General features: G+C 69.1%; 15 protein-coding genes. 4 read left to right on the forward strand and 11 right to left on the reverse strand.

Going from position 1 to position 13,620, the window contains the following annotated elements:
* Position 1: 1 nt before the first annotated feature.
* From truB to rimP, 11 genes are all read right to left on the reverse strand, one after another.
* Positions 2-919 (reverse strand): tRNA pseudouridine(55) synthase TruB, encoded by a 918-nt coding sequence (truB, locus tag QM841_RS29475; RefSeq protein ID WP_133986559.1) that lies wholly within the window; start codon positions 917-919, stop codon positions 2-4.
* A gap of 62 nt (positions 920-981) precedes the next feature.
* Positions 982-1,665 carry a 4'-phosphopantetheinyl transferase Npt gene (gene npt, locus QM841_RS29480; protein ID WP_283334745.1) on the reverse strand — a complete coding sequence of 228 codons (684 nt, stop codon included), beginning with the start codon at positions 1,663-1,665 and terminating at the stop codon, positions 982-984.
* Positions 1,662-2,591 (reverse strand): metallophosphoesterase family protein, encoded by a 930-nt coding sequence (locus QM841_RS29485; RefSeq protein WP_280784646.1) that lies wholly within the window; start codon positions 2,589-2,591, stop codon positions 1,662-1,664. The genes npt and QM841_RS29485 overlap by 4 nt, the downstream gene beginning before the upstream one ends.
* 1 nt (position 2,592) lies before the next feature.
* Complete coding sequence (locus QM841_RS29490) at positions 2,593-3,981, reverse strand: MATE family efflux transporter (RefSeq protein ID WP_283334746.1); 1,389 nt, start codon at positions 3,979-3,981, stop codon at positions 2,593-2,595.
* 12 nt (positions 3,982-3,993) lie between these two features.
* Entirely contained in the window at positions 3,994-4,995 is a 1,002-nt protein-coding gene (locus QM841_RS29495; RefSeq protein WP_280784644.1) for a DHH family phosphoesterase, read from the reverse strand.
* Positions 4,996-5,006: 11 nt separating this feature from the next.
* Positions 5,007-5,495: a 30S ribosome-binding factor RbfA gene (gene rbfA / locus QM841_RS29500; RefSeq protein WP_105419283.1), complete on the reverse strand. Its 489-nt coding sequence runs from the start codon at positions 5,493-5,495 to the stop codon at positions 5,007-5,009.
* A gap of 114 nt (positions 5,496-5,609) precedes the next feature.
* Positions 5,610-5,900, reverse strand: coding sequence for a DUF503 domain-containing protein (locus QM841_RS29505; protein WP_005240674.1), 291 nt, complete (start codon positions 5,898-5,900; stop codon positions 5,610-5,612).
* Between the two features lie 101 nt (positions 5,901-6,001).
* Positions 6,002-8,935: a translation initiation factor IF-2 gene (gene infB / locus QM841_RS29510; RefSeq protein WP_283334747.1), complete on the reverse strand. Its 2,934-nt coding sequence runs from the start codon at positions 8,933-8,935 to the stop codon at positions 6,002-6,004.
* A 105-nt stretch (positions 8,936-9,040) separates the two neighbouring features.
* The gene (locus QM841_RS29515; RefSeq protein ID WP_280784643.1) at positions 9,041-9,394 is read right to left on the reverse strand and encodes a YlxR family protein; all 354 of its coding nucleotides are present in this window, start codon (positions 9,392-9,394) and stop codon (positions 9,041-9,043) included.
* Positions 9,395-9,438: 44 nt separating this feature from the next.
* Positions 9,439-10,470: a transcription termination factor NusA gene (gene nusA, locus QM841_RS29520; protein WP_105419289.1), complete on the reverse strand. Its 1,032-nt coding sequence runs from the start codon at positions 10,468-10,470 to the stop codon at positions 9,439-9,441.
* Complete coding sequence (gene rimP, locus QM841_RS29525; protein WP_283334748.1) at positions 10,467-11,039, reverse strand: ribosome maturation factor RimP; 573 nt, start codon at positions 11,037-11,039, stop codon at positions 10,467-10,469. Before rimP ends, nusA begins: the two co-directional genes overlap by 4 nt.
* Positions 11,040-11,235: 196 nt before the next feature.
* Here rimP and QM841_RS29530 point away from each other — a divergent pair, with 196 nt between their 5' ends.
* From QM841_RS29530 to QM841_RS29545, 4 genes are all read left to right on the forward strand, one after another.
* The gene (locus tag QM841_RS29530; RefSeq protein WP_105419410.1) at positions 11,236-11,763 is read left to right on the forward strand and encodes a hypothetical protein; all 528 of its coding nucleotides are present in this window, start codon (positions 11,236-11,238) and stop codon (positions 11,761-11,763) included.
* On the forward strand, positions 11,760-12,203 hold the full coding sequence (locus QM841_RS29535; protein ID WP_283334749.1) for a ferritin-like domain-containing protein: 444 nt from the start codon (positions 11,760-11,762) through the stop codon (positions 12,201-12,203). Before QM841_RS29530 ends, QM841_RS29535 begins: the two co-directional genes overlap by 4 nt.
* 101 nt (positions 12,204-12,304) lie before the next feature.
* On the forward strand, positions 12,305-12,790 hold the full coding sequence (locus tag QM841_RS29540; RefSeq protein ID WP_283334750.1) for a nuclear transport factor 2 family protein: 486 nt from the start codon (positions 12,305-12,307) through the stop codon (positions 12,788-12,790).
* The gene (locus tag QM841_RS29545; RefSeq protein WP_283334751.1) at positions 12,787-13,614 is read left to right on the forward strand and encodes an SDR family NAD(P)-dependent oxidoreductase; all 828 of its coding nucleotides are present in this window, start codon (positions 12,787-12,789) and stop codon (positions 13,612-13,614) included. Before QM841_RS29540 ends, QM841_RS29545 begins: the two co-directional genes overlap by 4 nt.
* Positions 13,615-13,620: the final 6 nt, after the last annotated feature.

Below are 13,620 nucleotides of genomic sequence, written 5' to 3' on the forward strand. Positions count from 1 at the left end.
GCTACCTCAGGGTCGCGGGGCGGACCACCATCACCGAGCTGGCCCGCCGTCCACGTTCCTGGAGCAGCGCGATCGTGTGCCCGCTCGGATCGATGGCAGCGTAGACGCCCTTGATACCGATCGGCTCGAGCCACCGGCCCTGACTGATCGATTCGGCCTCGTCCGCATCGATCTGCCGGTGCGGGAACGCGGTCTGCGCGGCGGCATCGATGTCGAGACTGACCCCCGGCTCCTCGGCCAGCTGTTCCAGCGTGCGCGCGTGCTCGAGCGTGAACGGTCCCACCCGGGTCCGTCGCAGCGAGGTGAGATGTCCGCCTACGCCGATCAGCGCGATCCCCAGATCACGCGCGAGGGCCCGGACGTACGTGCCGGAGGAACATTCCACCTCGACGTCGAGGTCGACGAACGTGCCCTCGGTTCGCCTCGCGACGACCTCGAACCGGGACACCGTGACCGAGCGGGGAGCGAGTTCGAACTCCTCGCCCGCACGGATCAGTGCGTGCGCCCGCCTGCCGTCAACCTTGATGGCGCTGACGCTCGACGGGATCTGCTGGATGTCTCCGGTGAGGGTGTGCACCTGCGCGGCGATCTCCTCGTCCGTCACGCCGGACGCATCGGCCGACGCCACGACCTCGCCCTCGGCGTCGTCGGTCGTGGTGGCCTGACCCAGCCTGATCGTGGCCGTGTACGCCTTGGTGGTCAGTGCGAGGAGCCCCAGCAGCTTCGTTGCCCGCTCCACACCGAGCACCAGCACCCCGGTGGCCATCGGGTCGAGAGTGCCCGCGTGCCCGACCTTCCGGGTGCCGAGCAGCTTGCGGCACCGGGCCACCACGTCGTGGCTGGTGACGCCCGCATCCTTGTCGACGATGAGCAGTCCGGCGCCGACGAGACCGGAAGAGGGCTTTTCACGTGCAGACACGAGGCCCGATTCTGCCAGCCGTCGTCACCGCACCGAAATCAGTGCACCGCACAGTACCGAAATCAGTGCACCGCAATGGCGGTGATGATCAGGCCGTCGGACACCATCCACCGTCCGTCGAACGACGCCAGCGGTGGGCCGTCGACCGTCTCTCCGGAGATCAGGAGATCCGAATGGAACGTGCCCGTGCCGTCCCCGGACGCCTCGAACGTGATGTGCGCGTCCTCGAACCCCAGCCACCGGGCGGTGAGCGGGAACCACGCCTTGTACGTCGCCTCCTTGGCGCAGAACAGCAGCCTGTCCCGGTGCACGGGACCGCCGGTGGCGGAGCGCCACAGCCCGGAGTCCGCCGCGCCCGACAGCCAGTCCCGTTCGGCGGGCAGACTCACCGCGTCCAGCACACCGTCGGGGAGCGCCTCGTGCGGTTCGGCGTCGATCCCCACGGACCGCACCTGCATGGCGTAGCCGAGCACCGCGCCGCGGTAACCGTCGCAGTGGGTGAGGCTTCCGACCACGCCGCGCGGCCACACGGGGGACCCCTTGTCGCCCCGCAGAACAGGGGCCTGGTCCACGCCCAGCTTCGTCATCGCCAGGCGGGCGCAATGACGTGCGGTGGTGAATTCGCGGCGCCGCTTCTCCACCGCCCTGCCGATGAGCGCCTCCTCCTGCGGGTGCGGACGCAGGCCCGGCGGATCGTCGAACAGTTCCGACGACACCACTCCGGCAGGCAGAATTCTCTCGATCACAGGGCCCCCCTCGCCCGCATCTTCTCCACTTCGGCTTCCTGTTCGGGGGTCACCTTGAAGTGGCCGCCCCACTTGTTCAGTGTTCCCGGCGGGTACTCCGGCACCGGGAGGATCTGCCGCAGGAGGCGGTCCGGGAGTCCCCGCCGCTGCCACTCCCGCGGGTAGCCCAGCGACACCTCTTCGAACCGCACCCCGTCGTAATAGGTGGTGCGCGGAATGTGCAGATGCCCGTACACGGCGCAGACGGCGTTGTACCGGGTGTGCCAGTCCGCGGTCAGTTCGGTACCGCACCACAGGGAGAACTCCGGGTACCACAGCACCTGCGTCGGTTGACGCACCAACGGGAAGTGGTTGATCAGCACGGTGCGGGTGCCCGTGGGCAGGGCGTCCAACCGGGCCTTCGTCGCCTCGACGCGGCTGCGACACCAGGCATCCCGGGTTCCGTACGGTTCGCTCGACAGCAGGAACTCGTCCGTGGCCACCACGTTCTTCTCGCGCGCGATCGCGAGACCTTCCTCCTTGGTGGTGGCACCGTCGGGCAGGAACGTGTAGTCGTACAGCAGGAACATCGGGACCAGGGTGATCGGGCCGTCCTCGGCCTCCCACACCGGGAACGGGTCCTCGGGGGTGATGACGCCGATCTCCCGGCACATGGTGACCAGGTAGTCGTAGCGGGCGGCGCCGTGGATCTGCACCGGGTCCTTCGCCGTCGTCCACAGTTCGTGGTTGCCGGGAACCCAGATGACCTCGGCGAAACGACTGCGCAGGAGTTTCAGCGCCCACCGGATGTCGTCGGTCTTCTCCGAGACGTCGCCCGCGACGATCAGCCAGTCCTCGGGCGAGTCGGGATAGATGTCCTCGGTGATCGGGCGGTTTCCCCGGTGCCCCACATGGACGTCGCTCACCGCCATCAGTTTGGGTGCCACGTCAACCACCTTTCCGATCGTGTTCCGCCGCCGGATCGCTGTCCGATCCGTGTCGTGTCTGCAGGTCGGACCCGACCACTGCCCAGCGGCCCGTTCCGACGCGCCACACGACCGCGAGCATCCGAAGAAATATGAACACCGTGAGACCCGTCCAGATTCCCGCCAGGCCCCAGTCGTGCAGCATCGACAGCCAGATCAGTGGGAGGAATCCGACCAACGCGCAGAACAGCGTGGCATTCCGGAGGAAGGCGACGTCACCGGCCCCGAGCAGCACCCCGTCGAGGGCGAACACCACTCCGGCGACCGGCATGATCGCGACGAAGAACCACCACGCCACCGCCATCTCGTCGAGCACGGCCTGATCGGAGGTGAACAGTTCGGGGATCACCCCGTGGCCGAGGGCGAAGATCAGGGCGAGCCCTGTCGCGAAGATCGTGGACCATCGGGTGATGCGCCACGACAGTCGCGTGGCGCCCTTGGCGTGTCCGGCGCCCAGCGCGGCACCGACCAGCGCCTGTGCGGCGATCGCCAGGGAGTCGAGGGTGAGGGCGACGAGGTTCCACAGCTGCAGCACCACCTGGTGCGCGGCGACCGCCGCGGCACCGAACCGGGACGCGACTGCGGCAGCCGAGAGGAAACATGCCTGGAAGGCCAGGCTCCGCAGGATCAGATCCCGGCCGAGCACCATCTGGGCGCGCATGACGTGCCACCGCGGACGCAACGGCACCCGCTCGACCACCAGCGCTCCGACGAACAGGCTCGCGGACACCGCCTGACCGATCACGTTCGCGACCGCCGAACCCTCGAGTTCCAGCCGCGGCGCGCCCCACAATCCGTGCACCAGCACCGGGCAGGCCACGGCCGACACGGCGAGACCGGCGATCACGAAACGGAGGGGCCGCACCGTGTTCTGCACGCCGCGCATCCACCCGTTGCCCGCCATCGCGACGAGAATCAGCGGGGCCCCGAACACCGCGATCCGCAGCCAGCTCTCGGCGGCCGCCGCGATGTCGGAGCCGCCGGCGATCGCCGAGGTGACCGGCCGCGCGAACAGGTGGGCCAGCGCGATCACGAGCGCGCCGATGCCCAGTGCCAGCCACGTGGCCTGCACGCCCTCCCGGACCGCGCCGCGCTCGTCGCCGGCACCGTGCATGCGGGACGCACGCGCCGTCGTGCCGTAGGACAGGAACGTCAGCTGCGTGCTGACCTGGGCGAGGATGAGACCGCCGACGGCGAGGCCCGCGAGCGCCAGGGCGCCCAGCCGACCGACGACGGCGATGTCGAAGAGCAGATAGATCGGTTCGGCAGCGAGGACACCGAGCGCGGGCAGCGCCAGCCCGAACACCGTCCGGGCGGTCGCGTCGCCCGTGACTTCCGAGACGTCAGCCAACGAATTCGGACCTCAGCCGAGCGACTCGACGAGCGAGGTCACGATCTCGTCCGCAGAGCACTCGGCCGTATAACCGGCGGCGAACCGATGACCGCCGCCGCCGAGATACCCGGCGACGACCGACACGTCCACGTCGGACTTCGATCGCAGCGACACCGACCAGGTGCCGTCCACCGCCTCCTTGAGGACGGCGGCGACCTCGGCCTCGGACGTCGTCCGGACGATATCGATGACGCTTTCGATCTCCTCCGAGCGGAGGTCTCCGATGTAGGCCCGCCGGATGACCGCGTACACCAGTCCACGCCCTCCCGCTGCGTCGGGGACGAGCGTCGCCGATCCGAGCACCGAGGACAGCATGGGCAGCCAGCCGAACGGGTGAGTGTCGAGCAGGCGCCGCGCGATGCGGGCTCCGTCGATTCCGGTGGCGAGCAGCCTCTCGGCCAGCGTGTGGGTGCCGGGCTGCACCCAGCGGAACGAACCGGTATCGGTCACGAGTCCCGCATACAGGCAGTGCGCGAGATCGGCGTCGATGTCCACACCCCACAGGTCGAACATCTGTGCCACGACAGCGGTCGTCGACTCCGCGGACTCGTCGATCAGGTTCATGCGACCGAAGCGGGTGTTGGACCGGTGGTGATCGATGACGAGGGTGTCGCCCGCGTTCGCGAGCCGGTCGGCGAGCTTCCCCAGACGCCCGGCACTGCCGCAGTCGACGGTCACGAGCAGGTCGACGTTGCGGCGCACCTGATCCGCCGGCACCAGCAGGTGGGTGCCCGGCAGTTCGCGCATCGACTCCGGTAGTTCGTCGGGCGCGCCGAACGCGACCTGTACCGGAATCCCTTTGCGCTCGAGCACCAACGCCAGGGCGAGCCCACTGCCGATCGTGTCGGCATCGGGTTGGACGTGACACAGAATCGTCACCGACGTCGCGTTCTCGAGAACGGCGACCGCCTGCGGCAGAAACACCTCGTGACGATCGAGATCAGACAGGGACGTCTCCTGAGTGTGGGTCATGTCGGTTCGTGTCAGTCCGCCTGGCGGGAACCGGAGGGCTCGTCGACTTCCGCGTCGTCCGCGTCCTCGGCTCGGGGCTCCTTGTACGGGTCGGGGTCACCGGCCGGGGACGCACCGGCCGCGACACGCGCGACCTCGTCGTCGGCGGCGCGTGCGCGGGCGAGGAGTTCCTCCATGTGCCGCGCGGTGTCGGGGACCGTGTCCGCGACGAACGTCAGCGTCGGAGTGAACCGGACTCCGGTGCCTGCGCCCACCTTCGAGCGCAGAACGCCCTTCGCCTTCTCCAACCCCGCGGCTGCGGCGGCGAGGTCCGGTTCGGACTCGAGGTCGGCACCCATCACGGTGTAGTACACGGTGGCGTCGTGGAGGTCGGCCGTCACCTTGGTATCGGTGATCGTGACGAACGCCAGGCGAGGGTCCTTGATTTCGTGGTCGATCGCCGTCGCGACGATCGTGCCGATGCGCTTGGCGAGTTTGCGTGCCCGGGCGGGATCCACCATGACAATCAGACTCCTCTCCCTGGCCGCTGGATAAGTTGTGAAGTTGCGTGTGTAGCTGTAGTTCATTCTGCACGCCGGGCCGCGGATGCGGCGGGGCGGGCAGGGCACTCCGAGTCAGTCCTCGGGGCCGAAAATCCGTCGCCGGACCGCAAGGAGTTGCAGTTCCGGCAGCTCGGCGACGTGCCGTTCGCACGTGTCGAGTACCTCGTGTACGTGATCGACCGCCGAACTCGCCATCGTGACACCGAGCATCGACCGGCGGTACCGATCCTGTTCCCCGGTCTCCGCCGCCGAGACGCCGTAGCGTCGCAGCTCCGCCAGAACCGGTTTGACCATTGCACGCTTCTCTTTCAGAGATCGCACGTCACCGAGCAAGATGTCGAGCTCGAGCGCACCGACGTACAAACTTTCCTCCTTCGGGGAGACGTGCGCTCCCCCGGCCGAGTCGATCGGCCGGAGAAGCGCACGCCGGATGACGCTGCTGCGTCACCCCAAACGGATGGCGACTAGTCGCGCGGCTTTTCCCGAAGCTCGTAGGCCTCGATGACGTCACCGACCTTGATGTCGGAGTAGGTGAGCGTCAAACCGCACTCGTAACCCTCGCGTACCTCGACAGCGTCCTCCTTCTCCCGCTTCAGCGAGGAGATGGTGACGGTCTCGGCGACAACCGTGTTGTCACGCAGCAGCCGGGCCTTCGCATTGCGACGGATGGTACCCGAGGTGACGAGGCAACCGGCAATGTTGCCGACCTTGGACGAACGGAACATCGCGCGGATCTCCGCCTTGCCCAGCTCGACCTCTTCGTAGATCGGCTTGAGCATGCCCTTGAGAGCCTTCTCGACCTCGTCGATGGCCTGGTAGATCACCGAGTAGTACCGGATGTCGACGCCCTCGCGGTTCGCCAACTCGGTCGCCTTGCCCTCGGCGCGGACGTTGAACCCGATGATGATCGCGTTCGACGCGGCGGCCAGGTTGACGTTGGTCTCGGTGACGCCACCGACACCACGGTCGATGACCCGCAACTGCACCTCGTCGTCGATCTCGATGCCGTGCAGGGCCTCTTCCAAGGCCTCCACGGTTCCCGAGTTGTCGCCCTTGAGGATGAGGTTGAGCTGCGACGTCTCCTTGAGAGCCGAATCCAGGTCCTCGAGGCTGATGCGCTTGCGGCTCTTCGCGGCCAGCGCGTTGCGCTTACGCGCATTGCGCCGGTCGGCGATCTGACGGGCGATGCGGTCCTCGTCGACCACGAGCAGGTTGTCGCCTGCACCGGGGACCGACGTGAAGCCGACCACCTGGACGGGACGCGAAGGCAGGGCCTCGAGCACGTCGTCGCCGTGCTCGTCGACCATGCGGCGCACACGTCCGTATGCGTCGCCGGCCACGATCGAGTCGCCGACCCGCAGCGTTCCGCGCTGGATGAGCACGGTAGCGACGGGGCCGCGTCCACGGTCGAGGTGCGCCTCGATGGCGACACCCTGAGCGTCCATGTCCGGGTTGGCCCGCAGGTCCAGGGCAGCGTCCGCCGTCAACAGCACGGCTTCGAGCAGTGCGTCGATGTTGGTGCCCTGCTTCGCCGAGATGTCGACGAACATGGTGTCTCCGCCGTATTCCTCGGCGACCAGTCCGTACTCGGTGAGCTGCTGCCGGATCTTGTCCGGGTTCGCGCCTTCCTTGTCGATCTTGTTCACCGCGACCACGATCGGCACGTCGGCCGCCTGGGCGTGGTTGATCGCTTCCACCGTCTGCGGCATGACGCCGTCGTCGGCGGCGACGACCAGGATCGCGAGGTCGGTGGCCTTGGCACCACGGGCACGCATGGCCGTGAAGGCCTCGTGACCGGGGGTGTCGATGAACGTCACGAGACGCTCGTTGCCGTCGAGCTCGGTCAGCACCTGGTAGGCACCGATGTGCTGCGTGATGCCGCCGGCCTCGCCCTCACGGACGTTGGCCTTACGGATCGTGTCGAGCAGTCGGGTCTTACCGTGGTCGACGTGGCCCATGACGGTGACCACCGGCGGACGGGACTCGAGGTCCTCTTCGCCACCTTCGTCTTCGCCGTAGGTGAGGTCGAAGCTGTCGAGCAGCTCGCGGTCCTCGTCCTCGGGGCTGACGACCTGGACGACATAGTTCATCTCGCCGCCGAGCAGTTCCAGCGTCTCGTCGTTGACCGACTGGGTCGCCGTCACCATCTCGCCGAGGTTGAACAGTGCCTGCACCAACGCTGCGGGGTTCGCGTCGATCTTCTCAGCGAAGTCCGACAGGGATGCACCGCGGGCGAGGCGAATGGTCTCGCCGTTGCCACGGGGCAACCGCACGCCGCCGACGGCGGGCGCCTGCATCGAATCGTATTCCTGGCGCTTCTGACGCTTCGACTTGCGACCACGACGCGGGGCACCACCGGGGCGACCGAACGCACCTGCTGCCGCACCGCGCTGACCGGGGCGTCCACCGCCGCCGGGACGACCGCGGAAACCACCTGCGGGTGCTCCGCCACCGGGCGCGCCTGCGCCGGCACCGGGGGCTCCGCCACCGCGGTATCCACCGCCGCCGCCACCGGGACGACCGCCGGGGGCTCCGCCGGGACGGCCGGGACGACCGCCGGGAGCGGGACGTGCCGAACGTGCAGGCATCGCGCCCGGGTTCGGGCGAGGAGGCATCGAGCCGGGGCTGGGACGGGGACCGCCCTGACCGGGAGCCGGACGGGGACCGCCCTGACCCGGTGCCGGACGAGGTCCACCCTGACCGGGAGCCGGACGGGGACCGCCCTGACCGGGAGCCGGACGAGGTCCACCCTGTCCGGGAGCCGGACGGGGTGCACCCGGACGCGGTGCGCCGGGAGCGGGGCGGGGTGCCGGACGCTCGGCGGGAGCCGAGGAGTACGGGTTGTTACCGACACGCGGGGGCTTCGGGCCGGGACGGGGTCCGCCGGGCTTGGCGCCCGTGGACGGAGCCGCGGGTGCACTGGCAGCCGGGGCTGCGGGTGCGGCCGGAGCTGCGGGTGCGGCCGGAGCCGGGGTGGGCCGACCGGGCTTGGGAGCATTGGTCGCCGGGGCAGCCGGGGTGGCTGCGCTTGCCGCGGGGGCGGCCGGAGCCGGGGCCTGCGCCTCGGGGGTAGCCGCGGGGGCTGCCGCAGCGGGTGCGGCCGGAGCCGGAGCCGGAGCCGGGGCTGCCGGCTTCGGGCCGGGACGGGGACCGCCCGGCTTCGCTGCGGTCGCCGGGGCGCTCGGCGCGGGTGCGCCGGGCTTGGCAGCCGGACGGGCTGCGGAATCGGCGGACTTCGCCGACGGGAAGGATTCCCGCAGACGCCTGGCGACGGGCGCCTCCACCGTGGAGGACGCCGACTTCACGAACTCGCCCTGCTCCTTGAGCGTTGCGAGTAGTTCTTTACTTGTGACACCGAGTTCTTTAGCCAACTCGTGCACGCGGGCCTTGCCTGCCACTGCTCTCCTCACTGATGAGGTCGAGCAGGAGGCTCCCCTGAGAGGGGCCCGCACGACCTCGGGTTATCTCCGATGGACGATCATCGCTGGTGCTTCACGGTGTGCTCATGAGTGCTTGTGCCTGTTCTGTTCGAGAGGTACTGCTCTGGGTGGGTGCCCTGCTCGTACCCAGTGGTCGACTTCTGACGTGTCGACACTTCCGGACACTCGCAGTGCTCTGCCGAATGCTCGGCGTCGTTCCGCGAGACTCAGGCAAGCCTCGACGGGGTGCAGCCACGCACCTCGACCGGGAAGCCTGCGCCTCGGGTCCGGGGCGAGAACATGACCTTGAGGCCCGCTCTCACTAACCACAACCCTGAGCAGATCGACAGCCAGCGCGCGCTCCCTACATCCTATGCATGTTCGGACCGGTGAACCGGTAGGAACGCGCGCAGAATCGGGATGCTCATGCTGAACCATTGACCACTCTACCGCCGACTCGCCCCGATCTCCGCATTCCCGGCTCAACGACTGGTCGCGGCGGGTCCGCCTGCCGACTCGGGGGCGGGTGCGGCGTCACTGCGGATGTCGATTCGCCACCCGGTCAAGCGCGCAGCAAGACGGGCATTTTGCCCTTCCTTGCCGATGGCGAGGGACAGCTGGAAGTCGGGGACGACGACACGCGCGGCCCGCGCCTCGGGGTCCACGACAGTGACGGAGACCACTTTCGACGGCGAGAGCGCGTTGCCGACGAACCGGGCCGGGTCTTCGTCGAAGTCGATGATGTCGATCTTCTCGCCGGCCAGTTCGCTCATCACGTTGCGCACCCGCTGGCCCATCGGCCCGATGCACGCGCCCTTGGCGTTCAATCCCTGCACCCGCGACTGGACGGCGATCTTCGACCGGTGCCCGGCCTCCCGGGCGACGGCGATGATCTCGACCGAACCGTCCGCGATTTCCGGAACCTCGAGCGCGAACAGCTTGCGGACGAGGTTCGGGTGGGTGCGCGACAGCGTGATCTGAGGTCCGCGCTGCCCACGGGCCACACCGACGACGTAGCACTTGAGCCGCTCGCCGTGCTCGTAGTTCTCGCCGGGCACCTGCTCGGCGGGCGGGATCAGGCCCTCGGCGCCGCTGGCCTCGCTGCCGATCCGCACGACGACCATGCCGCGGGAGTTCGCGCGGGTGTCGCGCTGGATCACGCCGCCGACGATCTCACCCTCGTGGGTGGAGTACTCGCCGAAGCTCCGCTCGTGCTCGGCGTCCCGCAGCCGCTGGAGGATGACCTGGCGGGCGGTGGTCGCGGCGATCCGGCCGAAACCTTCCGGGGTGTCGTCCCATTCCTCGCCGACCATGTTGCCGTCGGCGTCGACGTCGTGCGCCATCACCCGCACGATGCCGCTCTTGGTGTCGACGTCGATCCGCGCGTGCTGCTGATGCCCCTCGGTGTGCCGATAGGCGGTGAGCAACGCGGTCTGAATGGTCGAGATGACAGTCTCGATCGAGATGCCCTTGTCGGCCTCGATGGCGCGCAACGCCGCAATGTCGATATTCACTTGTCCAACCCCTCTACTACTTCTTCATCTTCCGACGCGTCTGCGTCCGCGGGTGCCACGCGACCTTCGGGAATCCCGCCGGCGAGTTCCAGCTCCCTCGAGTCGGGTTTCGAGAATTCCACCTGCACAACAGCTTTCTGAATGTCCGGGAGCGCGACGCGCCGAACCTCCGGGCCGGTGCGCGAGCCGATCACCACCGCGACCGAGTCGCCGTCGAGGACGCCGATCCGACCCACGACGGTCTCGTGCGCGAGATCGATACGCGCCTTGCGGCCGCGTGCCCGGCGCCAGTGCCGCTCGTGCGTGAGCGGCCGGCCGATACCGGGAGACGTGACCTCGAGCGTGTACGGCGACTCCCCGAAATCGGACACCGAATCGAAGACCTCGGAGATCTCGTGGCTCAGGTTCGCGACCGCGTCGAGTTCGAGTCCGGCGTCACTGTCCACCATGATCCGGACTGCGCTGTGCCGACCCGCGAGGGTGACTGCAACGTCCTCCAAGTCGTAGCCCTGGCGTTGCACCAGATCGGAGATGAGCTCCGTCACCCTCTCCTTGGATGGAACCGGCATCGGGGAAGCTCCTCGTTTCAGTTGTCGCTCGTCGTGTTCGTGGTCTGGCAGGTCATCGTGCTGCGCACGCAGCACCGCGAACCCGCCGGGACGGGTTCGAGCATCTAAGAGTAACGCCGATTCGAGGCATCCGTGACCAGCCCCGGTGCTCGATTCCCGGGATCGCGGCCCGACCTGGCACCATGGACCGGTGCTCATGCCCACCGTCTCCCGGCCCCCGACATCCGGTCCGGCCGTGTCCCGGCGCACCGCTCTCCGGTTCGCAGCAGCCTCGGCGTTCGGCGTCGCGAGCGTCTCCCTGCTGGCGGGGTGCGCCGACGACGCGGACTCCGACACCGAGGTCGATTCACTCGTCGCACAGTCGCGTCTGGCTCGTCGTGACGCCGCCGGCGCGGCGGCTACGATCGCGCTGCTCCCCGATCGCGGTGCGGCACTCGAACTCGTCCGCGCCCAGCGCACCGCACACGCCGACGCACTGGACGCCGAAATCGCTAGGGCTGCAGGAACTTACCCGGACGGTACCGCACCGACCACGTCCGCTCCCCCGTCGACGACACCGACCGCTCCGGCGCCGCCGCCCGGTCTCGATCAATTGCGGGCCGACCTGGCCGAGTCGCAGCGCAGCGCAGCCGATTCGGCGCGCACACTGACCGCCTACCGGGCGGGGCTCTGCGCGTCGATCAGCGCCGCGTGCGGAACGTATCTGGCGGTGGTGCTGCCGTGACGACACCCACCGAAGCCGAGGGTAAGTGCCTCGCCGACGCGCTGACCGCCGAACATTCCGCGGTGTTCGCCTACGGAGTGGTCGCCGCATTCTCGAATCCCACCCGGGCCACCCAGGTGGCCACCGCCGCCGCGGCCCACCGGGCGCGCCGGGACGGGCTCCTGGACACGCTGACCGCGGCAGGGCTGACGGCCCCGCCCGCCGAGGCGGGCTACACCCTGCCGTTCCCGGTCACCGATCCGATCACGGCCGCGCAGCTGGCGGCCCAGGTCGAGGCCGACACCGCCGTCGCGTGGCGGGCCGTCGTCGAACACGGTGAGACGGAGGACACCCGCACGCTCGGCGTCACCGCGCTGACCGAGGCGGCCGTCCGGGAGGCCACCTGGCGCGTGGCGCTCGGGACCGATCCGGTGACCGACCCGTTCCCCGGCGGATCCTGACGACGCGCAGGTTCCCGCCCACCGGGATTCTGCATCCACGCGGCGCGTTCCCGGCCTAGCGTCTCTCCCGACACGGTGAACGGCAACGGGAGGACGGCGGCGTGGACGAACGCTCGGTGGAGCAGCGTCTGGCGGACCTGGAGCGGATCGACGCGATCAAGGCGCTCAAGTACCGCTACTGGCGAGCGTGCGACGGCAAGGATCCGGACGCGTTCCGTGCCTGCTTCGTCTCGACCGGGGCGTCGATCGACTTCGGTCCGCTCGGCCGGTTCGACGACGCCGACCGGCTCACGGACATCTTCCGCAGGATCGCGCTCCACGAAGTGGACGGCAAGCACGTGATCCTCGACATGCACCACGGCTTCCATCCGGACATCGTGATGCACAGCAACACCGAGGCGTCGGGCGCGTGGACGCTGAAGTTCCGCCAGGTCGATCTGCTGAAGGGGACGGAGACCGTGTCCTCCGGCGAGTACGACGACGCTTACCGTCTCGAGGACGGCGGCTGGCGAATGTCACGATGCCACTTCACCACTCGATGGTCGATCACCCGCCCGCTCACCCAGGACACGGTGGTCGTCCAGTGAGCGCCGGGGTAGCCCTGGTCACCGGGGGGAGCCGCGGCGTCGGCAAGGGTGTGGCGACGGCGCTGGGAGCCGCCGGGTGGACCGTCTACGTCACCGGGCGCGGCCCGGTGACGGACGACAGCCCGCTGTCGGTGTCGGCGCGAACGGTCACCGGTGCCGGTGGGACCGGCATCGCGGTGGCCTGCGATCACCGCGAAGACGCAGATGTGCGTGCGCTGTTCGCCCGGATCTCGGAGGAGCAGGCCGGCCGACTCGACCTGCTGGTCAACAACGTGTGGGCGGCGCCCAAGGGATTCGGCGGGTTCAGCACGCCGTTCTGGGAGCGGCCGCTGGACGACTGGGACTCGCTGATCGGTGTCGGACTGCGCGCCCATTACGTCGCGTCCGTGGAGGCTGCGCGGATGATGGTGCCCCGCCGCTCCGGGTTGATCGCGAACATCTCGTCGTTCGGGACCCGCGGGCATCTGCACTCGGTGCTGTACGGCATGTCCAAGGCCGGGCTGGACAAGATGGCCAGCGACATGGCGGCGGAGCTGGCTCCGCACGACGTGCGCGCGGTCTCGCTGTGGCCGGGCATCGTCCGGACGGAGATGATCGTCGCCAGCGGCCTCGAGACCATCGCCGGCTTTCCCGTCGCGGACGCCGAGTCCCCCGAGTTCATCGGCGAGGTGATCTGCGCCCTGACCGCGGACCCGACCCTTCCTCAGCGCAGCGGCCACACCTTCGTCACGGCGGAGCTGGCCGTCGAATACGGCATCACCGACACCCAGGGCCGGACCCCTCCCTCACACCGGGAACCGTTCGGCGGCGGCCCGCTGTTCTGAGCCGCC

It is taken from the genome of Rhodococcus sp. IEGM 1307 (assembly GCF_030056915.1).
GTDB classification, from domain to species: Bacteria; Actinomycetota; Actinomycetes; order Mycobacteriales; family Mycobacteriaceae; genus Rhodococcus_F; species Rhodococcus_F opacus_D.